At 62.5% G+C, this 21,233-nt stretch carries 27 protein-coding genes and 1 tRNA gene; 13 read left to right on the forward strand and 15 right to left on the reverse strand.

What is annotated here, in order from left to right; translation table 11 throughout:
* Positions 1-12 precede the first annotated feature (12 nt).
* Positions 13-429, reverse strand: coding sequence for a carboxymuconolactone decarboxylase family protein (locus XH83_RS15160; protein WP_194408273.1), 417 nt, complete (start codon positions 427-429; stop codon positions 13-15).
* Positions 368-796, reverse strand: a complete 429-nt coding sequence (locus XH83_RS15165) for a MerR family transcriptional regulator (protein ID WP_194407752.1) — start codon at positions 794-796, stop codon at positions 368-370. The genes XH83_RS15160 and XH83_RS15165 overlap by 62 nt, the downstream gene beginning before the upstream one ends.
* Positions 797-1,155: 359 nt before the next feature.
* Between XH83_RS15165 and XH83_RS15170 the strand changes: the two genes are divergently transcribed.
* Genes XH83_RS15170 through XH83_RS15190 form a run of 5 tightly spaced genes read left to right on the forward strand, consistent with a single transcriptional unit; the run spans position 1,156 to position 4,823 of the window.
* Entirely contained in the window at positions 1,156-1,299 is a 144-nt protein-coding gene (locus XH83_RS15170) for a hypothetical protein (RefSeq protein WP_194407753.1), read from the forward strand.
* A complete protein-coding gene (locus XH83_RS15175) occupies positions 1,296-1,496 on the forward strand; it encodes a hypothetical protein (protein WP_194407754.1) in 201 nt (66 codons plus the stop codon). Before XH83_RS15170 ends, XH83_RS15175 begins: the two co-directional genes overlap by 4 nt.
* A complete protein-coding gene (locus XH83_RS15180) occupies positions 1,493-3,043 on the forward strand; it encodes an amino acid adenylation domain-containing protein (protein WP_194407755.1) in 1,551 nt (516 codons plus the stop codon). Before XH83_RS15175 ends, XH83_RS15180 begins: the two co-directional genes overlap by 4 nt.
* A gap of 35 nt (positions 3,044-3,078) precedes the next feature.
* The gene (locus XH83_RS15185; protein WP_194407756.1) at positions 3,079-4,554 is read left to right on the forward strand and encodes a hypothetical protein; all 1,476 of its coding nucleotides are present in this window, start codon (positions 3,079-3,081) and stop codon (positions 4,552-4,554) included.
* Positions 4,551-4,823 (forward strand): acyl carrier protein, encoded by a 273-nt coding sequence (locus tag XH83_RS15190; protein WP_194407757.1) that lies wholly within the window; start codon positions 4,551-4,553, stop codon positions 4,821-4,823. The genes XH83_RS15185 and XH83_RS15190 overlap by 4 nt, the downstream gene beginning before the upstream one ends.
* Positions 4,824-4,964: 141 nt before the next feature.
* On the opposite strand, the gene XH83_RS15195 is transcribed toward XH83_RS15190, so the two are convergent.
* Both XH83_RS15195 and XH83_RS15200 read right to left on the reverse strand, forming a co-directional pair.
* Positions 4,965-5,954, reverse strand: coding sequence for a tripartite tricarboxylate transporter substrate binding protein (locus tag XH83_RS15195; RefSeq protein ID WP_194408274.1), 990 nt, complete (start codon positions 5,952-5,954; stop codon positions 4,965-4,967).
* A 206-nt stretch (positions 5,955-6,160) separates the two neighbouring features.
* Positions 6,161-6,667, reverse strand: coding sequence for an outer membrane protein assembly factor BamE (locus tag XH83_RS15200; protein ID WP_194407758.1), 507 nt, complete (start codon positions 6,665-6,667; stop codon positions 6,161-6,163).
* A gap of 98 nt (positions 6,668-6,765) precedes the next feature.
* On the opposite strand from XH83_RS15200, the gene XH83_RS15205 reads away from it, so the two are divergent.
* The 7 genes from XH83_RS15205 (at position 6,766) to XH83_RS15235 (ending at position 11,499) form a co-directional block, all read left to right on the forward strand.
* A complete protein-coding gene (locus tag XH83_RS15205) occupies positions 6,766-7,317 on the forward strand; it encodes a ubiquinol-cytochrome C chaperone family protein (RefSeq protein WP_194407759.1) in 552 nt (183 codons plus the stop codon).
* Positions 7,314-7,883, forward strand: coding sequence for a DUF177 domain-containing protein (locus XH83_RS15210; protein ID WP_194407760.1), 570 nt, complete (start codon positions 7,314-7,316; stop codon positions 7,881-7,883). Before XH83_RS15205 ends, XH83_RS15210 begins: the two co-directional genes overlap by 4 nt.
* A gap of 298 nt (positions 7,884-8,181) precedes the next feature.
* Positions 8,182-9,243: a phosphate acyltransferase PlsX gene (plsX, locus tag XH83_RS15215; RefSeq protein WP_194407761.1), complete on the forward strand. Its 1,062-nt coding sequence runs from the start codon at positions 8,182-8,184 to the stop codon at positions 9,241-9,243.
* A complete protein-coding gene (locus tag XH83_RS15220) occupies positions 9,240-10,220 on the forward strand; it encodes a beta-ketoacyl-ACP synthase III (protein WP_194407762.1) in 981 nt (326 codons plus the stop codon). The genes plsX and XH83_RS15220 overlap by 4 nt, the downstream gene beginning before the upstream one ends.
* A 134-nt stretch (positions 10,221-10,354) precedes the next feature.
* Complete coding sequence (locus XH83_RS15225) at positions 10,355-10,696, forward strand: integration host factor subunit alpha (protein WP_018456841.1); 342 nt, start codon at positions 10,355-10,357, stop codon at positions 10,694-10,696.
* A gap of 24 nt (positions 10,697-10,720) precedes the next feature.
* Entirely contained in the window at positions 10,721-11,293 is a 573-nt protein-coding gene (locus XH83_RS15230; RefSeq protein WP_194407763.1) for a MerR family transcriptional regulator, read from the forward strand.
* Positions 11,294-11,421: 128 nt separating this feature from the next.
* A tRNA-Pro gene (locus XH83_RS15235) sits at positions 11,422-11,499 on the forward strand.
* A 105-nt stretch (positions 11,500-11,604) separates the two neighbouring features.
* Here the strand turns inward: XH83_RS15235 and XH83_RS15240 are convergent.
* The 10 genes from XH83_RS15240 to XH83_RS15285 all read right to left on the reverse strand — a co-directional run bounded on the left by XH83_RS15240 (position 11,605) and on the right by XH83_RS15285 (position 20,246).
* Positions 11,605-11,802, reverse strand: a complete 198-nt coding sequence (locus XH83_RS15240; protein ID WP_194407764.1) for a hypothetical protein — start codon at positions 11,800-11,802, stop codon at positions 11,605-11,607.
* 107 nt (positions 11,803-11,909) lie between these two features.
* A complete protein-coding gene (locus tag XH83_RS15245) occupies positions 11,910-12,959 on the reverse strand; it encodes a tyrosine-type recombinase/integrase (RefSeq protein WP_194407765.1) in 1,050 nt (349 codons plus the stop codon).
* 236 nt (positions 12,960-13,195) lie between these two features.
* The gene (locus XH83_RS15250) at positions 13,196-13,474 is read right to left on the reverse strand and encodes a hypothetical protein (RefSeq protein ID WP_194407766.1); all 279 of its coding nucleotides are present in this window, start codon (positions 13,472-13,474) and stop codon (positions 13,196-13,198) included.
* Positions 13,475-13,964: 490 nt separating this feature from the next.
* Positions 13,965-14,711: a hypothetical protein gene (locus XH83_RS15255; protein ID WP_194407767.1), complete on the reverse strand. Its 747-nt coding sequence runs from the start codon at positions 14,709-14,711 to the stop codon at positions 13,965-13,967.
* 166 nt (positions 14,712-14,877) lie between these two features.
* Entirely contained in the window at positions 14,878-17,082 is a 2,205-nt protein-coding gene (locus tag XH83_RS15260) for a phage tail tape measure protein (RefSeq protein WP_194407768.1), read from the reverse strand.
* Positions 17,079-17,405, reverse strand: a complete 327-nt coding sequence (locus XH83_RS15265; protein WP_194407769.1) for a GTA-gp10 family protein — start codon at positions 17,403-17,405, stop codon at positions 17,079-17,081. The genes XH83_RS15260 and XH83_RS15265 overlap by 4 nt, the downstream gene beginning before the upstream one ends.
* The gene (locus XH83_RS15270) at positions 17,398-17,799 is read right to left on the reverse strand and encodes an HK97 gp10 family phage protein (RefSeq protein WP_194407770.1); all 402 of its coding nucleotides are present in this window, start codon (positions 17,797-17,799) and stop codon (positions 17,398-17,400) included. Before XH83_RS15270 ends, XH83_RS15265 begins: the two co-directional genes overlap by 8 nt.
* Positions 17,796-19,427 carry a terminase large subunit gene (locus tag XH83_RS15275; protein WP_194408276.1) on the reverse strand — a complete coding sequence of 544 codons (1,632 nt, stop codon included), beginning with the start codon at positions 19,425-19,427 and terminating at the stop codon, positions 17,796-17,798. The genes XH83_RS15270 and XH83_RS15275 overlap by 4 nt, the downstream gene beginning before the upstream one ends.
* Positions 19,402-19,782 (reverse strand): phage terminase small subunit P27 family, encoded by a 381-nt coding sequence (locus XH83_RS15280; RefSeq protein ID WP_246776471.1) that lies wholly within the window; start codon positions 19,780-19,782, stop codon positions 19,402-19,404. The genes XH83_RS15275 and XH83_RS15280 overlap by 26 nt, the downstream gene beginning before the upstream one ends.
* Positions 19,779-20,246, reverse strand: a complete 468-nt coding sequence (locus tag XH83_RS15285; RefSeq protein ID WP_194407771.1) for an HNH endonuclease — start codon at positions 20,244-20,246, stop codon at positions 19,779-19,781. Before XH83_RS15285 ends, XH83_RS15280 begins: the two co-directional genes overlap by 4 nt.
* A gap of 47 nt (positions 20,247-20,293) precedes the next feature.
* Between XH83_RS15285 and XH83_RS15290 the strand changes: the two genes are divergently transcribed.
* Positions 20,294-20,908: a hypothetical protein gene (locus tag XH83_RS15290; protein ID WP_194407772.1), complete on the forward strand. Its 615-nt coding sequence runs from the start codon at positions 20,294-20,296 to the stop codon at positions 20,906-20,908.
* A 9-nt stretch (positions 20,909-20,917) separates the two neighbouring features.
* Here XH83_RS15290 and XH83_RS15295 read toward each other — a convergent pair whose 3' ends face one another.
* Positions 20,918-21,232: a phage head closure protein gene (locus tag XH83_RS15295; RefSeq protein ID WP_194407773.1), complete on the reverse strand. Its 315-nt coding sequence runs from the start codon at positions 21,230-21,232 to the stop codon at positions 20,918-20,920.
* Position 21,233 lies beyond the last annotated feature (1 nt).

A 21,233-nucleotide genomic window follows, 5' to 3' on the forward strand; every position in this document is an offset into this window, starting at 1 on the left:
GAGGGGCGAACCTCAGGCTTTCGGCTCCGATCCGTCCTCGGCTCTTTGCGCGAAGACCTCCTTCGCTGCGAACAGGCCGTTGAGGGCCGCCGGGAAGCCGGCATAGACGGCCATCTGCATCAGGATCTCGACAATCTCCTCTCGGCCAAGCCCGACATTCAGACCCGCCTCGATATGCACCTTGAGCTGAGGTGCGGCGTTGCCCAGGGCCGCGAGCGCTGCGATCGTCGCGATTTCGCGCGAACGGACGTCGAGCCCGGGCCGTGAGTAGATGTCGCCAAATGGAAACTCGAATATATAGGTGGCGAAGTCCGGGGCGATCTCGCCAAGCGCCGCCACGACCTTGTGGCCGGCCTCTCCGTCGATTTCAGCGAGTGCGCGCCGACCGCGCTCCAACCGGCTTTCGCCGGCGTTCGGAAAGTGTTGCATCATAATCCTTCATCCTCTGTTCCGTTTCGGCATAACCGCCGATCTTGGTGTCGAGGACGAGAAGACAGGCATTGAGCTCGTCGACGTGGGCACGCACGCTTTCGCGGTGGCGCTCCAGCAGCGCCCGCCGCTCGGCTTCGGTGCCGCTGCCCTGATCCCGGAGGTCCGCGTAAAGCAGCATGTCCCGGATCGGCATGCCTGTTGTCTTCAGGCGGCCGAGAAACTCGATCCAGGCAAGGATCGAGGCGTCGTAGTCACGTCGGCTGGATCGATCCCGGTCGGCGTAAGGCAACAGTCCGATCCGCTCGTAGTAGCGGATCGTATGAGCCGTCAGTCCGGACCGCTTCGCAAGTTCGCCGATCTTCATGTCTGTCTCTCATCACGACGCAGGCAAACTACGAGTTCGAGCGCGCTCTAAGTCAAGGGACATTCTGGCCCGGACCGTGCGAGCGTCGCGCCGCCGGCGGTCGGCAGGTCCGGTCGAGCCATGTCTCGGGCGCGGTCCGCGCCGCGTCGAAGGTGGAACCTGGACCGGAGGATGCCGGAGCTCCGCATCCTGAGCGTGCATCACATTTAAGGTTGTTTAACCGGCTGCGCTCTAAGAATACGGGAGATTGCCGCCGGCACCTGGCCAGCTCCGCCGCGGGCCTAGGAGTCCATTCACATCGTGCGCGGTCGCGACATGGTCAGGTACCCGTTGCTTGCCGGCTGCCACAGGAGGGTCCGTTGGGTGCGCTGCCGATGAGCCAGATTGAGCGCGCCCTGATGGCGCATCCCGGCGTGACGAACGCCGTCCTCAGCATCGAGCAAACCCCCGACGGGCGCCGGTTCAAGATCGCGTTCTGGCCGGTCAGGACAGGCCGTTGGTGACCGACCCGATGGCCGCCGCGTTCCTCCAGCATCTTGGCATGAAGCTCGTGACCATGTTGCGGACGAGGTTTCCGGAGCTGGAATCGCCAGCGGCCGTGATTGCGCTCGACCAGCGCGATTTTGCCGAGATCGCACCTTCGTTGTCGCCTGCGCCGGACCATCCCGGCGTCCATGAAGCGGACGAGGCCGCGATATGACCGCCTGTAATTTGGGGCTGCGCTTCGAGGAGGTCGCGGCGCGCGCGCCGGACGCTGTCGCGCTGTTCTGCGAAGGCGACAGCTGCACGTTTTCAGAGCTGAACAAATTGGCGAACCGGTTGGCGCGATGGCTGACGTCGCGGGGCGTGGGCAAGGGCGCCGTCGTATGTCTTGAACTGCCGAAGATTGCCGAGGCTTATGCTCTTGCGCTGGCCTGCATCAAGATCGGTGCGCCCTATGCGTTCCTGGATCCCGTGGCCCCGGCGGAACGGGCCCGGTTGATGCTGGAGCGATGCCGGCCCGCCGAGATCGTCAGCGTGCGCGAGGGGATGGGGCCGCGGACGGTGATCGGCAATGCAGGCGCCCGAGCGGCCTTGCATCATGAGTTGTCGAAGCTTGACGACGACAATCTGCCGCTGACGTCCCTGATCACCGGGACCGATCCGGCCTATGTCATGTTCACCTCGGGATCGACGGGTGAGCCGAAGGGCGTGGTCATTCCCCATCAGGGCGTGCTTCACTTGATCGCGTGGGCGAGGAGCGACCTTGGAATTGGACCGCAAGACCGGCTGACCAACGTCAACCCGATCTACTTCGACAATTCGGTCTTCGACATCTATGCCGGATTGCTGAACGGTGCGGCCATTGTGGCGCTCGATGCGCTGAAGGGAAGGCCGCCCGCGGAGCTGGTGGCGGAGATCACGAGGCATCAGTGCACGTTCTTCTTCGCCGTGCCGACGCTCTTCATGTTCCTGGACTCCATGCACCTGTTGAGTCCCGAATGGCTGCCGAGCGTCAGCCGCTTCATGTTCGGTGGCGAAGGATTTCCGCTGGCGCGGCTGCGCCGTTTCCACGACGCGTTTGCCGGCAGAGCGAAGCTGATCAATTGTTACGGCCCGACCGAGACGAGCTGCATCTGCAGCGGCTTCGAGATCATCGAGTCCGTGTTTGACACCAACGACGGGTTGGCCCCGTTGGGACGGCTCAATCCCAATTTCAGCTACCGCATTCTGGACGAGGACATGCAGGCGGTCACCGCGGGCATCGCCGGCGAGCTGTGGCTGGGAGGCCCGTGCGTCGGGCTCGGCTACATCAACAATCCGCAGGAGACGGCCCGCCGCTTCCGCCAGGACCCGCTGGTCGACGGTTATCGATCGATCCTCTACCGGACCGGGGACCTCGTCGAGGCCGATGCCGAAACGGGTGTGCTCCGTTTTCGCGGTCGTGCGGACAATCAGGTCAAGCTCCGGGGATATCGGATCGAGCTGGAAGAGATCGACCATGCTCTGGCGGCATGCAAGGGCATCACCCGGGCCCTCGCCGTGGTGCTTCACGATGCCGGCGGCGCAAGCCGGCTCCTGGCCGCCTATTCGGGCGCGCGAACGGCGGACAGCGATTTGCGCCAGCACTGCGCCGCGCGCCTTCCGGCCTATATGGTGCCGAGCCGCTTCATCTGGCTGGAGGACATTCCCGTCAACGCCAATGGCAAGGCGGACCGGCGCTCGGTCGCCGCGCTGCTTGGCGAGGCCGCCGCGAGGGCATCGTAGATGCCATCGCCCGCAGCACTCATGCGCGCATTCCAATGAGTGTCGAGAGCCAGTTCTACGACGCGGCCACAGGCTTTCTCGCGAAGCCGTCGTGGCGGTTGATCCCGCAGATCGATCGGGACCCGAATCTCGTGGCAGGCCTCCAGCGAGGTCGCGGCCGCGTGCTGCTGTGCTGCACGGTCGCGCTGCTCGCTGTGCTGTTCTGGCAGATCGGTATGGATTTTTCAGTGGCAGGTCTCGCGCTGGCGTGCGCCTATGCCGGGCGGTACCGGCGTGTTCTGATCCTCTTCGCAACCGTGCTGCTGCTTTACCGGAGCGGGTTCCTGATCGACCGCGCGTTTCTCGAGCGGGTGGCCGTCAACGAAGGCGTTGCGGACCGGATCCATCAGCCGCTGCTGGAGGCGGTCACGCTGGTAGCGGTGTTCGCGCTGTTTGCGGGACTGCTGGCCATGCAGGGTTCAGCCGGCACGGCGCTTCGCCGTCCGACGCTCAGCCTGGTGCTCGCATTCCTGGGGCTCGTCGCGCTGACGCAAGCGGAGATGACGGCCGGCATGCCGCGCGTGCTGCTTTGGTCGTTTCTGATGACATCGCAGCCTTATCTCTGGTTCCTTGCTTACGGTCTGGCCGATGCCGGCAGGACGCCGTCTCCGATATGGCAACGCTTGAGCGTCTTTCATCCGTTCTGGGGATCGTCGCTGACGCCGGTCGGGAAGGGACTGTCCTACCTCGAACGCTTCGAGGCCAAGACGCCCGAGGAGCTCGCAGTTGCGCAATTGAAGGGGATCAAGCTCGCGGCCTGGAGCCTGCTGCTGGCGAACGTCAGGCTCTGTCTCGGCGTGCTCGTCCACGGTCATTTGCAACTGCCCTTGTTCGACGACAACCTGCTGCACTATCTCGCAGGCTCTCCCTTGCCGCGTCTTGTCGGGTGGGCCAGCCTCGTCAGCTTCTTCGTGCAGGACGTCCTGGGCATGACGGTGTTCGGCGGCGTCATCGTCGCGACGGCGCGGCTGGCCGGTTTTCGCCTGCTGCGCAACACCTGGCGGCCGCTGGAATCGACGACGATCGCCGAGTTCTGGAATCGCTATTACTTCTATTACAAGGAGCTGCTGGTCGATCACTTCTTCTACCCGACCTTCGTCCGCTATTTCCGCGGTCATCGCCGGCTGCGCATGTTCTTCGCCACCTTCATGGCGGCGTGCGTCGGCAATCTGCTGTTCCATTTCATCCGCGACATTCATTTCGTCGGCGACATGGGCCTGTGGCGGGCCGTGGTCGCTGAGCAGTCGCATGCGTTCTACACGTTTGTGCTCGCCGTCAGCGTCGGGCTGTCGCAGATGCGCCGCGCGCCGCAGCCGGCCTCGCGCGGCTGGCTGCGTCGCCGCGTGCTGCCTTGCCTGTGGGTCTTGACCTTCTTCTGTCTCATCCACGTCTTCGACGCGCCGTTGGACCGCGAGCATACGCTCTGGCAACGCGCCGAATTCCTGTTCTATCTCCTGGGAGTGACGACATGACCGCGAAAGCCGGCCCTGAAATCAGATCGCAAATGCGGCGCTATATCGAGCAGCGCCTGCTCATGAAGGGCGACGGCGCGCCGCTTCATGACGAGGATTTGCTGTTCACCAGCGGACGTCTCGATTCACTCGACGCAGTCGAGCTGGTGATGAGCATCGAGACCGACTACGGGATCAACTTTGCCGACATCGGTTTCGACCTGACGCGGCTCGACTCGATTTCGGCCATCGCCGATCTGGTCGGACAGCCGTCGGCCGAGCCCGCCTAAAGCATGATCCGGAAAAGCGCGAAGCGGTTTTCCGAAAAGATCATGCGCAAACAAGAACCTAAAGCGCGATGACGAGTCATCCAAATCTCATCGCGCTTTAGCGCGCTCTCGCGCAAGGCGGGATGCCGGTTCGTCGCAGCGTCACTGCACGTCCATCTGCAGTCCTTCCTTCTGGATGATGCCGGCGAACTTCTTCGTCTCGGCGTCCACGAAGGCGGCGAATTGCTCGGGCGTGCCGTAGTCGGCGCGGGCGCCCATGGCGAGGATCTGCTTCTTGATGTCGTCGCGCTCCAGCATCGCCTTGACCTGAAGATTGAGCGCGTTCAGCACCTCCGGTGAGACGCCCTTCGGCAGGAACACCGAGAACCACGACGAGACGTCGAAATTCGCCAATTCCGGCGCGCTCTCGCGCATGGTCGGCAGGTCCTTCGCGAGGTCGCTGCGCTCGGTGGTGGTGACGCAGAGACCGTTGAGCGTGCCGTTCTGCACCTGCGGCAGGCTTGGATAGAGATTGTCAAACAGGATCTGGATGTCGCCGGCGAGTGCGGCCTGCAGCGCGGGGCCGGCGCCGCGGAAGGGGATGTGCGTCATCTTCAGCCCGGTGAGCTGGAGGAACCAGGCGCCCGTGAGGTGAGGGCTCTGGCCGACGCCCGAGGAGGCGTAGCTGAGCTTGTCGGGATTGGCCTTGAGATAGGCGATCAGCTCGGCGATCGACTTGATGCCGGTCTTCGGATGCGCCGACACGATGTTCGGGATCCGGATGATGTTGCTGACGGGCTGAAGCTGGTCCGGCTTGTAGGTGAGGTTCTTGAAGATGCTGTAGGCGATCGCGTTCGGACCGGGATTGCCGATCAGGATGGTATGGCCATCAGGCTTGGCGCGGACCACCTCGGCCGTGCCTATGGTGCCGCCGCCGCCGGAGCGGTTTTCCACGACGGCCGACTGGCCCCATGCGGTTTGCAGATGCGCGGCCAGGAGCCTGCCCATCACGTCGGTCGAGCCGCCGGCCGCGGCCGGCACCACGAGACGGACGTTTTCGGTCGGCTTCCAGTCCGCAAGGCTCGATCGCGGCAGGATGGCTGCGGCCGAAATGCCGGCAGCCGCGGTGAGCACGCGGCGGCGGGACAGCAAAGTGTTTTGAAATTGAGTGTTCTGAAGTTTCTTGGACACGAATCCGCTCCCAGCTTTTTGCTTTGCAGGGAGCGTAGGAAACCGCGGGTGCGACGGCAAGTCGCGCGCGACGGCAAAGAGCGCGCGAAGGGTGGCACGACGCCGCAGGCGCGAGCCCATTTACCTTGCGGCGGAATTGACGTCGCGCGAAAACGCTTGTCGAGACCTCAGTTGAAGCTGAGCAGCTTGAACAGCGGCGTGAGGTAGCTCATCTCCTGGCCCGAGGTCGGCGTCGTACGGCTGATGAAGTCGAAGATCTTGCCGTCCTGCAGGCCGTAATTCGCAAGCCGGCGCACACGCCGGTTCTTGTCGAAATAGATCGCGATGACGCGCTGGTCCACCACCCTCTGGTTCATGAAGGCGACCATGCGCTCCGAGCGCTGCGAGATGTAGTAGAACACTTCGCCGTCGAGGGTTGCGACGGTGGAGGGCGTGCCCATCACGATCAGCACCTGATCCTGGCTCGCGCCGATCGGAATCTGCTCCAGCGCGCCGGGCGGCAGGATGTAACCCTTCTGGAATTGCTCGCCGGTGCAGCCCGCGAGCGCGGCGCCGACCAGGGCCGCCGCGGCGAGCAGGCGCAGGCCGCGCCAGCGCAAATGAGCGCCGCGCCAGCGTGCATGAAGGCCGCGCCGCTTAACCGCGCGCTGGCTGGTCTCGATCGTTATCGTCATAGCGGAACTGATTCCGTCCCCTTGCGTCGCGCGAGGCGCTGAAGTACCGGGCAGGGCGTCTGAATGCAACACGCGCGCGCCCGCTTGCGGAAACCACAATGCTTTGGCCGTTCAATCACTTCAGGAAACCCCTGGTAACCCCGAGGGGCACCATTGAAGCCATCTATGGCATGATCGTGACGCAGGCGCGAGAACCCATATTTTACCGGGACTTGGGCGTGCCCGACACGGTTAACGGGCGTTTCGATCTGTTGCTGCTGCATCTGTGGCTGCTGCTGCGGCGCCTGCGCACGGTCCAAAGCGCCACCGAGCTGTCGCAGGCGCTGTTCGACCGCTTCTGCGAGGACATGGACGACAATCTGCGCGAGATGGGGATCGGCGACCAGACCGTGCCGAAGCGGATGCGGGCCTTCGGCGAGGCCTTTTACGGCCGGGTTCAGGCCTATGACCAAGCCATCGAGGCCGGCGGCGAGGCACTGGCAGCGGCGATCTGCAAGAATATCTTGAATGGGACCGGCCTGGATCAGGCCAGACTGCTCGCGGCCTATGCCCGGGCCAGCGAGGCCGATCTCGGCCGGACCGGCGAGGCAGCGCTGCTGGCCGCATCCTTCACGTTTCCCCCGGCTCTCAGGGAGGATCTCACGCCATGAGTCGATCGAATGCCGAATCCAGACCTGATCCCTGGCGCTCCCCGGTCATCGTCGCGCAGATCCCCGACACCGGCCTGCATCGCAAGCTCGAGGCCTCGGCCGCCGAGCGGCAGGCCATCGCCGAGGTCGGCGGCCTGCGGGAGGTCCTGTCCGCCCACGCCGACCTCGACATTGTGCCCAGGAGCGGCGGCCGGGTTCAGGTGACCGGCACCATCAGGGCCAGGGTCGGCCAGACCTGCGTGGTCACGCTGGATCCGATGGAGAGCGAGATCGAGGAGGACGTGGACCTGATGTTCGCGCCCGAGGCCGAGGTGCGCCGCATGGCCGACCTGATCGAGGAGGGGCAGGACGACGAGGAGCCGCCGGAGGTGATCGATCCGCCGGAACCGATCGTCAACGGCATGATCGATCTTGGCCGGATCGCCACCGACGCGCTGTTCCTGGCGGTCGACCCCTATCCGCGCAAGGAGGGCGCCGTGTTCGAGGCGGAGGTCACCGCGCCTGATCCGGAGGACCATCCCTTCGCCGCGTTGAAGGCGCTGCAGGACAACAAGAAGGGCGAATAGCCGGCCCTTCCCCCTGGGATAGCCTTGCAACGGTGCACGAGGCATCTGCCTGGATGGTTTCAAAAAGCCCTTTATCTGACTGATTTCAATGTATTTCTTGCAAATTCCGGGGTCCGCCCCCGGATCGCCCGGGATGCAAAAGCCTGGGGGCAAGAGGTTGTTTCGGGATAACAAAACGCTATTGTCGCGCCCCGGTCGGGGCGCGGCGTGGCGCCTGACCGGTCGCCATGTCCATGGCGAACTCATTCTGCGGCCCGCTCGCGCAAGACCGCACCAGATCAGGTTTTCCAGGACTTTTATGCCAAGCAAGGTTCGTATTGCGCTTGACGCCATGGGGGGCGACGCCGGCGCCGCCGTGGTCATTCCGGGCGCGGCCATCTCGCTTGGCAGGCATCGCGACACCGAGTACCTGCTGGTCGGGGACCGCGCCAAGATCGAGCCCGAGCTCGAGAAGCATCCCGAGCTCAAGGCCGCCTCGAAGGTCATCCATACCGACGTCGCCGTCAGCGGTTCGGACAAGCCGAGCCAGGCGCTGCGGCGCGGCCGCAAGACGTCCTCGATGTGGCTTGCCATCGACGCGGTGAAGAAGGGCGAGGCGGATGTCGCAGTCTCCGCCGGCAATACCGGCGCGTTGATGGCGATGTCGCGCTTCCACCTGCGCACGCTGAAGGGGATCGACCGCCCGGCCATTACGGGGATATGGCCGACCAGGCGCGGCGAATCCGTCGTGCTCGATCTCGGCGCCACCATCGGCGGCGACGCGCACCATCTGGTGTCGCTCGCGCTCATGGGGGCGGCGACGGCGAGCGTGCTGTTCGACAAGAAGCGGCCCACGGTTGGCCTGCTCAATATCGGGACCGAGGAGATCAAGGGCCACGAGGAGATTCGCGAGGCCGGGGAAATCCTGCGGGCGCGGAACCTGCCGGAGCTCGACTATATCGGCTTCGTCGAGGGTGACGGCATCGGCAAGGGCGTCGCCGACGTGATCGTGACCGAAGGCTATGCCGGCAACATCGCGCTCAAGGCCGCCGAGGGAACCGCCCGGCAGATGGCCGAATTACTCCGCAACGAGATGAAACGGAGCTGGCTGTCCAAGCTCGGTTATCTCTTTGCCAGCAGCGCCTTCCAGGCCCTGCGGGACAAGATGGACCCGAACAAGTCCAATGGCGGCGTGTTCCTGGGTTTGAACGGACTGGTGGTCAAGAGCCACGGCGGAACCAGCGCCGAAGGCTTTGCCTATGCGATCGATGTTGGCTATGAGATGGCTCACTACGATCTCCTGAACAAGATCAATCAGATGCTCAACCGCGAGGGTGGTGCACTCAATTCCGTGCAGGCCGCGCAGGAGGCTGTTTCGTGACTCAAATTCGTTCGGTCGTGCTCGGCTGCGGCTCCTATCTGCCGGAGCAGGTGGTGACCAACGCCCAATTGGCGGCGCGTATCGACACCTCCGACGAGTGGATCGTGCAGCGCACCGGCATTCGCGAGCGGCACGTCGCGGCCGAGGGCGAGTTCACCTCGCATTTGGCGATCAGGGCGGCGCAGGCCGCGCTCGGCGATGCCGGCGTGGACGCGCAGTCGATCGACCTCATCGTGCTGGCGACCTCGACGCCGGACAACACCTTTCCCGCGACCGCCGTCGCCGTGCAGAACGCGCTCGGCATCAATCACGGCGCGGCGTTTGACCTGCAAGCGGTGTGCTCGGGCTTCGTGTTCGCGCTCGCCACCGCCGACAATTTCCTGCGCACCGGCGCCTTCAAGCGCGCGCTGGTGATCGGCGCCGAGACCTTCTCGCGCATTCTCGACTGGAACGACCGCGGCACGTGCGTGCTGTTCGGCGACGGCGCCGGTGCGGTCGTGCTGGAGGCGCAGGAGCAGCCGGGCAACGCCGCAACCGACCGCGGCGTCGTGACCACGCATCTGCGCTCCGACGGCCGCCACAAGGCGAAGCTGTTCGTCGACGGCGGGCCGTCCTCGACCCAGACCGTCGGTCATCTGCGCATGGAAGGCCGCGAGGTCTTCAAGCATGCGGTCGGCATGATCACCGACGTCATCGTCGACGCCTTCCAGGCGACCGGGCTCAATGCCGAGACCATCGACTGGTTCGTGCCGCACCAGGCCAACAAGCGAATCATCGACGCCTCCGCCCACAAGCTCCACATCGCGCCGGAGAAGGTGGTGCTGACGGTGGACCGCCACGGCAACACCTCGGCCGCCTCGATCCCGCTGGCGCTGACGGTGGCGCGCAAGGACGGCCGCATCAAGAAGGGCGATATGGTGCTGCTGGAAGCCATGGGCGGCGGCTTCACCTGGGGCTCCGCGTTGGTGCGCTGGTAGAGCCACAGTCGATAAAATTTTGCCGGAATCAGCTGGGATTATCGATGCGCCTGCATTGATGAGCGCTGTTGACCGCCGTATCGTAAGCTCATAATTTCAGACAACAATTGTTCGCCGTGATGTGGGGCAGGGCGATGACCGATCAAAGTAAAACCGTAACGCGTGTCGATCTGTGCGAAGCCGTCTACCAGAAGGTGGGCCTGTCGCGCACGGAATCGTCCGCTTTCGTGGAACTCGTGCTGAAGGAGATCACCGATTGCCTGGAAAAGGGCGAGACGGTGAAGCTGTCCTCGTTCGGGTCCTTCATGGTGCGCAAGAAGGGTCAGCGCATCGGACGCAACCCGAAGACCGGCACCGAGGTACCGATCTCGCCGCGCCGCGTCATGGTGTTCAAGCCATCGGCGATCCTGAAGCAGCGGATCAATGCCCAGCACCGCACCAATGGTGATGCCAGCAAGGCTCAACCCGAGGCGTAACGCCTCCCGCGAAGGATTTGGCATTTGGACAAGGCGCCGGATGCGTTCCGAACCATCAGCGAAGTAGCGCAGGAGCTCGACATCCCGCAGCACGTGCTGCGGTTCTGGGAAACCCGCTTCTCCCAGATCAAGCCGATGAAGCGCAGCGGCGGCCGCCGCTATTACCGCCCCGACGACGTCGACCTGCTCAAGGGCATCCGCCGCCTGCTCTACGGCGAGGGCTACACCATCCGCGGCGTGCAGCGGATCCTGAAGGAGCACGGTGTCAAATCGGTGCAGGGCCTTGCCGACAGCGCCGCCGCGGTCTCGTTCGGCGCCATCGAGGACGCCATCGGCGCCAGCCTGATGGAGCCTGAGGACGAGGAGGCGCCGATCAAGGGCGTCACCGACACCGACGATGACGACTACCAGGGCGACGAAGAGGAAGGCATCGACTTCCGCTTCAGCGAGATCGACGACGAGGAGATCCTCACCACCTTCCGCAAGGGCGGCACCCCCGCCGCGCCCAGCGCGCTGGACCGGGAGCGCCTCGGGAAGGCGCTCGCAGACCTCGTCGCCTGCCGCGAGATGCTGGATCAGGCGCTGAAGGACGGGTAGGGGCGGTATTCGGACCGCGCGGCCAGTTCCCCGGGGCGCTCCGGGCTCCGAGCCGATCAAGGAGAGGCACCAAAATGCTGCGACCTCGCCTTGCGCATCGCGCCGATCCTAGCTAATGGAACGACGTTCGGAGCGTGGCGCAGCCCGGTTAGCGCACTAGTCTGGGAGACTAGGGGTCGGAGGTTCAAATCCTCTCGCTCCGACCATTTTTACCAATAGAATCAATCGCATCTTTGGGCGGTCGGTTTGTAGCCAACCGCCCGTTTGCAGGTGGTTTGCAGAATTGTTCCTCTGACGTTCCTGCGAGGTAGTTATCCCGGACCCTTATATTCCGGTGCGATCTTGTTGCCCGCGGCGTTCAGCGCGCCTTGAGCCAATAGGACGGCAGCGTAGGCAGCGCCCTTGTCCGGGTGATTTTCGGGAAGCGAGCGGTAATATTCCATGGCCTCGCGGTGGTTGTCATAGCACTTGCTGTATTCGGCCCATGCCGGGTCGTCTTCAACAGTCATTCGGGATGATCTCCATTGAGGGGCTGTTGCCAGCATGTAGGGCGGGCACCCTCGGAAATCGACAGATCACCTGATGATTAACGGGTATAATCGACGCGCAAATCGCCTTATGAAATCGCCGCTCGATCTCGGTAGTCTTCGAGCTTTGCATAGGCGTTCGCCGCCAATACGCCGCGGCGAGCCAAATAGGCATCGATCACACGCTGCGCCTTATCTACCGTCCAAGTCAGCGCCTCGGCGATCTCCGGAGCGGTTGCGCCGGCCTCAGCGAGCAACGTAGCGGCCGTGCCCCGATTGTCGTGAAAGTTCAGATCGCCAGCGCCGACGGCATCCGAGTCCTCGCGCCAGTGATCGTTGAAGTAGCGCTTCCTGTAGGCCTTGCCGGTAGTCGTCAACATGACCAGGGCGCCGTCGCGGGGCAGGGCGTCGAGATGGGCCTTCAGCTCCCGCGTTGCGGGGATCCAGAGCATCTTGCCGGTCTTGCTTGACCGAATTTGCACCCGCTGCCCGTCGTAGCGCGTCCAGGCGAACTTGCGGACATCGCTGGCGCGCATGGCGGTATTTCGGACTAGGATCATGGCCGTCGCCATTGCCGGCCGCGCTGTCCTGATGAACTGCTGCTGTAGCTCCTCCGACCACGTCTTGTCGGCCCGGTCGCTTTTGTAGAGCCGGTGGAACGTCGGAATAGGGTGGTGCTTGATGCGGCGCTGCTCTTTCGCGAATGAAAGCACACGGCAGAGCGCCGACATGAGGTTATCGGCAGATCGGCGCGAGGTCTTGCCTAGCTCCTGATGCCACGCGAGGGCGTCCGCCGCGAATGCGTCGGCATCGTCCGGGTTATTAAACGTATCCTCTGGGACGGTGCCCCACTTCTGTTCGATGCGCTTGAACTTCCATGGATACTGCTTGCGAGACTCCTCGCTCAGCGCGGCGTAGGTGCTGGAAGTATCGAACAGGCGAATGAGATCGGTGAACGTCTTTTCGCTCTTGCGACGGGTTCGCTTCTCCGCCTCAGCGTAGGTCTCAGCAAGCCGGTCGGGGTCCAGGCGAATGCCGGTGGCGCGGTGGTAGAGATAGATTTTGACCGTGCCGTCAGCCTGACGCTTGGGAACGCGGTTGATGCCCTTGAGCTTAAGCGGCTTGGGTCTTACGCGCATTCTCAGCCTTCCACCGCTGGTATGGGGTCATTTCCAGGGCAGATTCTGTCACAAGGCCCGATGCCCGGTCTAGGGCAGAGTCAAGGGCCTTGAGGTCCCAGCGGTTCGTTCCGGGCATTGCCCTGGGGATAAGTCCCTTTTGAATCCACCGGTCAAAAGCGGACAGGGTGTTGCAGCCGCAGTAGTCGGCCGCCTCCTGTTTCGTGAGCATGCGTTTGACCGGCTGATTCATGTCGCTATCGACGGATTCCAAACATCTCCAATGCCCCGGCGATGCCGGCAGCAATGCCTGGGTCGCTGGCGCTTCCGGTTGCAACCTTGGGAGCAGGCTCGCTTCCGTCCGTGATAAACCGGGCGCTGGCCTCGAAATGGTCCTCCAGCACCTCGTGGGTGCGCTCAACAATTTTTTCGATGAGCGCTTCGCTGGAATCAATCGGACCAGGAATCTCAAATTCAAACGCTGGAAGTCTGACAGTCAGACTGGAGTCGTCATGCCGGATCACGCTGATGGTCATTTATCTTCTCTCCGTTGTCACTCAGTCGGTTCCGTCCCGCACGTCCGAAACCAGCCGGCGGAAGGAAACACCGGCTGGTCCCGACGGACGGAGAGCAGGCGGAGCCGACTGAGAGACGCCGTCTGCTCTGAGGAATATAGCGGGAAATTCTACGGAGATTCCGAAGGAAAGAAATCGCTGCAACCCGGCGGATTTTCATAATCGGGGAGCGGTATCCATTCCGGGAAGGGTGACGCAAACCTGTCACGCTCTCCCGTCTAATAATAGAATCTAGGTATACCCTCTTTCTTCTCTTTCTTTCTTTTAGACGGCACAGCGTGACAGAGGGTGGTGCCGTTAGAGATTAGTAAATTCAATGTCTTAGATTCCGGAGTGGCACCACCCTGTCACGCTAGGCCTAAAACGGCACCACCCTCACTGGCACCACCCTGTCACGCTTTTCGGCTGAATCGGCACCACCCTCCCGGATCGGGAACGGCACCACCCTCTGTCACGCTAGACGCCAAGGGCGACCCGGCATCTCCAGTTTGGCGACCACCTCTAGCAGCCGCTCGGCGCGGCGCTTCGTCATAGACTTGTCGGGATGGTGTCGCGCCACGTTACGAGCGGAGACCTTGCCGGCGCACCGCTTCCGCACAAGCTCGCGCGTGACCCATGCGACAGCGTATTCGTGCGCCCGGTTCTGAAGCTGTTTCAGGAATGGATCGCCGGCATGGTTGACTGTTGCTGCCAGTAGAGCCGCGAGGCGCTTGTCGAATTCGCGCACATATCCGGTTGGTTCATAAGGGATCGGGGCGCCGCCGCTATCAAGGCTCGCGAGAAGATCGTCTTCATTCTCGAATATGGGCGCGCGGTCTTTGTCCCGTTTCCGCCGTTGGCGCTCGCATGCCAACTTGCGTTTGCGCTCTGCCTTGGCGGCCAACCTCGCGTCTTCCTCAAGGCGCTCACGTTCTAGGTTTCTCCGGTGCCGGGCCTCGCGGGCGGCTCTAAGCATGGCGGCATTGGCGGCGGCCTTTGACGCGAAGAGCAGGGCTGAGGGTGCTTCAGGTTCGATCTGGGCCGGAGGCGTCTCGACGATAGGCGGCGGTGCGGCGCCATCGTCGAGAGCATCCAGCGCGGCCATCAAATCTTCCAAGGCGGTATTGGGCGCATCGCCGCCGATCGTTACGCATCGCCCCGGCTGGCAGCCATCGGGGAAAAGGCTGCGCTCCAACTGTTCGTCTGACATACCCGCCATAGCGGGCTCGGACCAACTGGCCTTCGAATTCGTGCTATACTCTAGTTGTAGTTCTGACGCCGTCACGTCGGAAACTCCTTCTGTTGAGCCTCAGGGATGCGGGTCCCTGAGGCTCTTATTTTGGGTTCAATCAGGAATATAGCGGTCGGGGGCGGGCACGATCGGCCTAGCGCTTCAGCATGCCGCCCGGGCGCGTCTGGGTTCGCAATTCCTCGCCAATCATCTGCTTCGCAGCGATTCGGACTTGCTGAGCGATTTGCTGTGCAAGGGCGCGATTATCGGCCGGTGATCCGTTGGGAGCGCCGCCGTTGACGTGAATGTCGCCCATGATGAAGTTGCCGCCTTGCCCGCCGAACATGGGCGCCGCGCCGCCGCCAACCATGCCGCCATCCGCGAATCGGGGCGCCCGATTGATCTGTTCCAGGAGCGCGCGGTGCTTCGCGGTCGAGCGGGCATTGACGATGTACTCGCCAGGGCTCACGCGGGCCAAAACCCGGTCATCCCGGGGGCCGCCCGGACCTGATACTTCGCCGCCGTCCGCAAACTTCGGAATCATCCCGCCATCTGCAAAGCCAAGGCCGCCAGACAAGCCACGCATCAGCGGCTGAACGATCAGCATCTTGATCGCAGCCTCTTCGATCGCCCGGACGATGTTTTTTGCCATGGAGGCGAAACCGTCGCTTACGCTCTTGGTGCCGTCCAGAATGTCGGTGAGGCCGGTGGTGAGCGACGACGACATGGTGTTGCCGATCGACCGCATAGCCTCATTGGTGCGCATGGCCTGCGCTTCAACCGAATTAAGGGCCTGCGACACGTCCGGATAGAGGCCCCTAAGCTGCTCCGCTATTTGAACGTCCTGAGGATCGAGGAGGGCGGTTTGACTGCCCCGCCGAATGGATAGCGCAACGGTGGCCTTCTCCACGGCTTGGGTCGCCTTGCTGTAGGCCTCAGTGACTTCCTCAATGCGCTGGCGCTGTTCGGCCGTAACGACGCCTTCGCCCTTGCCCGCCGCCGCATTGGCCTGCATGGCGACTTCCTGAAGCTGGGCCGCGATCTTGTTACGCTCGCGGGCCGCCGTGCTCAGGTCGAGGCTCTGGGCTTCCGCATTCAACGCGGCCGTGCGCTTTTCGATACTGTCAGCGGCGGTGTTGAGCTTGTCCACGTTGCTGCCGGTGCTGATCTTGGTCGGTGCCGCACCAGTGCCGCGCGACTTTGTCGGCGCCTCCGGCCCTTCCAGAACGCCGCGCTCCGAAGCATCGATCTCAGCCTGTAGCTGGTCGCGGCGCCGCCGCAAGGCGTCCTGAGGCTTCTCAGCGCCGATCGCGTCATAGATCGACGCAACGCCCGGAATGTTCGTGACCTGGGGCAGGCCACCAAGCGCGGTCCCGTTTTTGATCGCGTCATTGATCGCGGCGAGTTCATTTCGCTTCCGCGCCGTTTCTGAGGTGAGACCGAGCTTGTTCGAATATTCGACCGCCCGCGCGATCAGATCGACCGTATCGGACCAATAGCCCTTGATGGTGAGGAGCACCGACGCGAGATCGTCCCAGCTCGGCTTCAATGCGGTCGTGAGGCGCTGATGGGCCAAGTCCAGCCGAAGGTCCATCTCTTTGGCGCGTTGCACCAGGGCGTTGCTGAAAATGCCGTCCGAGTTCGCAGCGGCCTCTTTGATCGTCGCAAGCATGCTGTCGGCGGAGGTTTTGCCTTGCCGCATTCGGTCGATCAGCGCCGATCCGAACATTTTCTCGCCAAGGTCATAGGCGGCGGCTTGCTGCCCGATGCTCTGCAACTGGATCATGGCCTTGAGCACGGCCTGAATTCGATCTTCCTGGGTCCGCGCGTCCCGGAACAGAACCAAGCCCTCAAGACGCTGACCCGCACCCTTCGCCAGCGTCTCGTTATAGACGCGCAACGCCTTCTCAACGTCGCTGATCTTTTCTTCGCCAACGGTCCATTCCGACACGTCGATAGGCGACTTTTCCTTGGTCGCGTTGAAGGCGTGATCAAGGGCGGCTTCGAGGTCGCCAGCGCTGACCTTAAGCTTCAAGGCCTCTGCCGTGAACGCCTGAAAGAATGCAGGGGCAACGCCAACATTCTGTGACTTGTCGGCAAGATCGACCATGGTCTTGAGCTGGTCGCGGGCGCCTTCGATCGCCGCCGACATGAGCTTGAAAGATCCGACGACAAGGGCGACCCGACCGGCAACACCAAGGGCCATGCGGGCGGCACTTCCGGCCATGGAAGCACCGATAGCCTCGTTCATGTCGAGGAATTGCTTCGCGATGTTGCGCGTTGCTGATTGGGTGAGCGAGCTAGTCTGTTTCAGGCCTTCCTTCAATTGCTCAAGGTTGACGCTAACGGGGATTCTCAATTTGCTTCTCCGATGAAGAGCGCGGACAGGACTTCGTTGGCAAGGAAGACGTTGGAACCAAGCGGCTTTCCGCGCACATGGGCGTCCAAAAGCGCTTCAACCTCCCGTTCCGGGACACCGCCACCAAGCAAGCCAAGCTCAATCACGCGCTCAACGTCGTCGGTGGTGTAGTTCCCGGTTTCGAACCGGGCGAGGGATGCCGAAGGCGAATAGCCATTGATACCCCGCCATGAGATAACACGCTGCACCCAGCGGTCTGCCAGCGTGAATTTATGGATGCCCCCGGCCCAGGTGATTTTGCGGGCGCACTTGTCGTCACTCATTGTCCAAAATCTCCGTAATGGCGTCTTCGATCGCCTTTTGCAGGTCGTCGCGCATGGCTTCGTACGTGTTGAAAAAGAAGGGGCGCGCGGGCTGGCGGCTGGTGCCGAATTCGAACCCTTCCGCGTAGTCATAGGGAACGCCGCTGCCATCGCGGACTTCCTTGGTGGTCAGCTCGCCGCCCGCCTGAACGATGAATTCGAGGTCATTGGAGCCGGGCACCACAACGCACGACTCCTCAAGGTGCCCGGTTTCATCGGGCGACTGCTCAAGGGCCTGCAACGCTTCGCGCTGGGCCTGGGAAAGCCGTTCCGCTTGCTCACGGACAACTGCCGATAGCTGCTCGGTGAGTCTGTCGGGGAGGGCTGCTAGGAAGGCTTCGAGATCGTCGCTCATTCAAGCACCAACATGTCAGCCGTGATCGCCGGGTTATCGAGGAAGGAACGGCCGCTGTCCCCTGCAGCCGCGCGGGAAACGGCCATCCAAGTCGCCGCCGCGCCGTCAATGCGATCGGTCGATTTGCTCTTGTGAATGATGCGGTTGTCGTTCGCGTCTTTGTGGATGGCCACGTTGGCGAAGTTCCAGCGCAAGACGGGGTGTCCGCCGTGCCGGAAGTTGCCGCTGATGATCGCAGCTTCAAGGGTATTGAGGGCGGGCGATTGCGTCACCCATCCTTGGCGAATGGTGACGACGGGAAAGCCGTCTTCAATCAGGGGCGCCATGACGGCCTGGGCATAGGCCACGTCAAAGCCGATTTCTTGGACTTGAAAGCGTTCCGCTAGGCTCCGGATATAGTCCGCGACCGCCGCGTTATCGATCACGTTTCCCGGGGTGGGAGTGATAAAGCCATCCTTGGCCCAAGAGGCGTAGTTGACCCCGTCGAGGTCGCCGCGCTTGCGAATATCTTCGTCTGGGCAAAAGAAGTGCGGCAACACCGTGTATGTCTCACCGTCCCGGAAGCACGCCACGACCGACGAAAGGTCGGTGGTCTTGGACATATCGACGCCGATCCAGCAAGGCGCGCCGCGCAAGGTCTCATAATCGATCGGCGCCGCGCCGCGATCGTAAGTCGCCATATCAACAAAGGGCGAGGTTGAGTGATCTAGCCAGACGTTCAGCTTGTATTGGCGCAAGCTGTCCCGTTCGGTCGGGCTGTCTTTCGCCCGCGCGACATGGCGGCGGAAACCCGCAATGGACGGATAGCCGTGGGCGCTGCCAGGATTGACGCGGCGCCAAAGCTCTTCGTCGGCATAGTCGCAGTCGGGTGGCGCCTCAAAGAGGACGGGAAGGCAGGTGGGGTCATTGATCTCGCCGCGCGCGATCTTGCGGGCGCGCTCAATTACCTCATGGGCGATATTGTCCTGCCCGCGACCGGCCGTCGTGGCGACGACAAGCAAGCTGTTGTCGATCTTGTCCAGACCGTTGGTGAGAACCTTCCAAAGGCCATCGCCGCGCCAGACGTGGATTTCGTCCGCCAGGACGAATACGGGCGTGCGGCCTTCCTTGCTCGGTGCATCGGACGAAATGACCTCAAGCTCGGTCCCGTCGCGCGGATAGGCGATCTTTTTGGCGCTGTTGAAAGCGTCATAGACCTTCGTCACCGGGACAAGGTGTTTTACGTCGGCTTGGACGATGCCACGCGCTTCTTTGAAGGCGATACCGGCTTGACTGCGGTCACTGGCAGCAAAGATCACTTCGCCACCGGAAACCCGTTCAGGGCCGATGGTGTGAAGCAGGGCCAGGGCAGCGGACAGGCTTGTTTTGCGGTTGCCACGCGGGACCAGGATTACAACCGTCGATACAATCCGGTTACCGTTGCCGTCGCGTGGCCCATAGATAGCGCGAACAATCCGTTCCTGCCAGGGATCAAGCTGGAATTGCTTGCGGGGCAGGGTGGATTTCGGGTGCTTCAAAGACCTAAGCCAGCGGACCGCCCGCTCGCCATAACCGAGCGGGTCGGGAATGGGCGAGTTGTCGTAAATCCAGTGCGGATAGGTATCAGACGATGTTGAAGGGGTTTTCATCATCGTCCTGGGTGTCGTTTTCGCGGACTGCCGGTCGCGATCGGGAAACAGGGGTCAACCCGAGTTCGGCCGCGAGCTGGCGCGCCGTCACCATGCTTTTGTCCTGGGCGCGGAGAAGCTTTAGGTCGATCTCGGTGCGCAAGAGCTCTTCCAACTGGCGAACCCTGCCCATGGCGACGCAATAGCTTTCCAGTGAGCCCAGGTCTGCGATGGTCAGGATGCGGCGCTTGGCGAGTTCCGGCATGACGCGGCGCCATTCGGCCTTGGCGTGCTTGCTCAGCCAGGACGGCGGCTTGGTCGTAGCATCGAGCGCGTTGGCGTCGGCGGTGAGTTCGGGTTTGCGACCGCGCATCATGGCCTCGCAAACTCGCCAAAGTGCTTGCGCGCTGCCGTGGCGTAAGCTTCCGCCGCAGCCTCTTTAGTGGTGAAGGTGCCCAGGTTGAGGGTGCGATCGTTGACGTAGATCGATGCGCGGTAGTTGCCGTTTGGGGTTTCGCGAACTCCTTTGATGCCGAGCTTATTGCGAGCCTTGCGGCCATAGGCTGTCTGCTTAGGCGAGGCCAAGCGGAGGTTTGCCCAGCGAAGATTCGCGGGGTCATTGTCCCGATAGCTCACGCTGCGGGGCGGCCACTCGCCGGTCATGTAGAGCCAGACAAGACGGTTGGCTCGATAGACGCCGTGCTCTCCTAGACGAACCCGCGCAGCCCAGGTGTTAGGCAAGGTCTCGCCCGTGGGCCGCTTGATCAAGCCTGTGGCGGGGTCATAGACGATCAGTTGACGGAGCCGATCAGCGGCAAGCTGTGGTTTTCGGTGGGTCATGCCGCAACCCTCTCGACAATTCCGAGGACGCAGAGCATTTTGTCGAAATGAATCAGCGATATGACCTTCTCGCCTTTGCGTTTTTGCTGCTCTCTGCGATCCTTGCTGTATGGCTGACGGTTGGCCCCACCAATTTCGTTCTTAAAGATTGGCAGCCGCTCATGGCGTCGTTCGTAGCGCTTGGCGCCGCGACCTTGGCCTACAAGGCTGCAATGGCGAAGGTGGAGTTTGATAGGCACATCGTTGAACGCCAGGACAAACGGAAGGCGCTCGGACTGTGCTTGCGGCTCGAATTCGCGATGCAGGTTTTGAGACACCAAGCTGAAATGCTGAGGGACAAAATTCCAGCCCGCGTTACATCTAAAGCCTTCAAGCTGGAGATGAAGACGATAGACTTTGAGACACCTGAGGCGCTCGTTGAAGCTTGGCAAAACCTCGACGCTTTTCCTCCGCCTACCGCACAACGGCTGGCGGACATCCAAGCGCAATTGTACGATTTTAAGCAACTCAAGGGCGTGGTAGATCACGTTGTCTGGGATCTCAAAGCTTGGGATGCGACGCCGGAAGAGCTGCAAAGTCTGAGGTTTATAGCCAGCGAACTTGAGCATGTTACGGACGACGCGGGCAATCAGATCAGGACAATGATAGCATTCTTGCAATAGGTTCATGATCTACCCAACGCGCTCGCAAGTCACGTCCATCCCGACGCGGCGGCCGATCTCGGTGATCTGCTTCACGTCGTATTGCTGCCCCTCATAGAGCAGCCGGTCATTGAGGCTGAGGCTGGCGAAATAGTACATGCGGAAGGTCAGCACCGCGTCGGTGGTGTGCCCGCGTGCGTCCTCTCGGTCATCGGTGGCATTCTTGAGCAACTGTGCCCGCATGGTGGCGAACGTGGCCCACGTCTCAATGGGCGTGCCGTTGAGTTTCAGGCCGGTGGTGCGGCGTTGAATTTCGATGAGGCGGTCAAGGTTACCCGCGCGCATG

It is taken from the genome of Bradyrhizobium sp. CCBAU 53351, from assembly GCF_015291745.1.
In the GTDB taxonomy this organism is placed as follows: Bacteria; Pseudomonadota; Alphaproteobacteria; order Rhizobiales; family Xanthobacteraceae; genus Bradyrhizobium.

Bases quoted from the DNA above. Each gene is read 5' to 3' on its own strand.
- XH83_RS15160 (WP_194408273.1), bottom strand. From the start codon at position 429: ATGCAACACTTTCCGAACGCCGGCGAAAGCCGGTTGGAGCGCGGTCGG.
- XH83_RS15165 (WP_194407752.1), bottom strand. From the start codon at position 796: ATGAAGATCGGCGAACTTGCGAAGCGGTCCGGACTGACGGCTCATACG.
- XH83_RS15180 (WP_194407755.1), top strand. From the start codon at position 1,493: ATGACCGCCTGTAATTTGGGGCTGCGCTTCGAGGAGGTCGCGGCGCGC.
- XH83_RS15185 (WP_194407756.1), top strand. From the start codon at position 3,079: ATGAGTGTCGAGAGCCAGTTCTACGACGCGGCCACAGGCTTTCTCGCG.
- XH83_RS15190 (WP_194407757.1), top strand. From the start codon at position 4,551: ATGACCGCGAAAGCCGGCCCTGAAATCAGATCGCAAATGCGGCGCTAT.
- XH83_RS15200 (WP_194407758.1), bottom strand. From the start codon at position 6,667: ATGACGATAACGATCGAGACCAGCCAGCGCGCGGTTAAGCGGCGCGGC.
- XH83_RS15205 (WP_194407759.1), top strand. From the start codon at position 6,766: ATGCTTTGGCCGTTCAATCACTTCAGGAAACCCCTGGTAACCCCGAGG.
- XH83_RS15210 (WP_194407760.1), top strand. From the start codon at position 7,314: ATGAGTCGATCGAATGCCGAATCCAGACCTGATCCCTGGCGCTCCCCG.
- plsX (WP_194407761.1), top strand. From the start codon at position 8,182: ATGCCAAGCAAGGTTCGTATTGCGCTTGACGCCATGGGGGGCGACGCC.
- XH83_RS15225 (WP_018456841.1), top strand. From the start codon at position 10,355: ATGACCGATCAAAGTAAAACCGTAACGCGTGTCGATCTGTGCGAAGCC.
- XH83_RS15240 (WP_194407764.1), bottom strand. From the start codon at position 11,802: ATGACTGTTGAAGACGACCCGGCATGGGCCGAATACAGCAAGTGCTAT.
- XH83_RS15245 (WP_194407765.1), bottom strand. From the start codon at position 12,959: ATGCGCGTAAGACCCAAGCCGCTTAAGCTCAAGGGCATCAACCGCGTT.
- XH83_RS15250 (WP_194407766.1), bottom strand. From the start codon at position 13,474: ATGACCATCAGCGTGATCCGGCATGACGACTCCAGTCTGACTGTCAGA.
- XH83_RS15255 (WP_194407767.1), bottom strand. From the start codon at position 14,711: ATGGCGGGTATGTCAGACGAACAGTTGGAGCGCAGCCTTTTCCCCGAT.
- XH83_RS15265 (WP_194407769.1), bottom strand. From the start codon at position 17,405: ATGAGTGACGACAAGTGCGCCCGCAAAATCACCTGGGCCGGGGGCATC.
- XH83_RS15270 (WP_194407770.1), bottom strand. From the start codon at position 17,799: ATGAGCGACGATCTCGAAGCCTTCCTAGCAGCCCTCCCCGACAGACTC.
- XH83_RS15275 (WP_194408276.1), bottom strand. From the start codon at position 19,427: ATGAAAACCCCTTCAACATCGTCTGATACCTATCCGCACTGGATTTAC.
- XH83_RS15280 (WP_246776471.1), bottom strand. From the start codon at position 19,782: ATGATGCGCGGTCGCAAACCCGAACTCACCGCCGACGCCAACGCGCTC.
- XH83_RS15285 (WP_194407771.1), bottom strand. From the start codon at position 20,246: ATGACCCACCGAAAACCACAGCTTGCCGCTGATCGGCTCCGTCAACTG.
- XH83_RS15290 (WP_194407772.1), top strand. From the start codon at position 20,294: ATGAATCAGCGATATGACCTTCTCGCCTTTGCGTTTTTGCTGCTCTCT.
- XH83_RS15295 (WP_194407773.1), bottom strand. From the start codon at position 21,232: ATGCGCGCGGGTAACCTTGACCGCCTCATCGAAATTCAACGCCGCACC.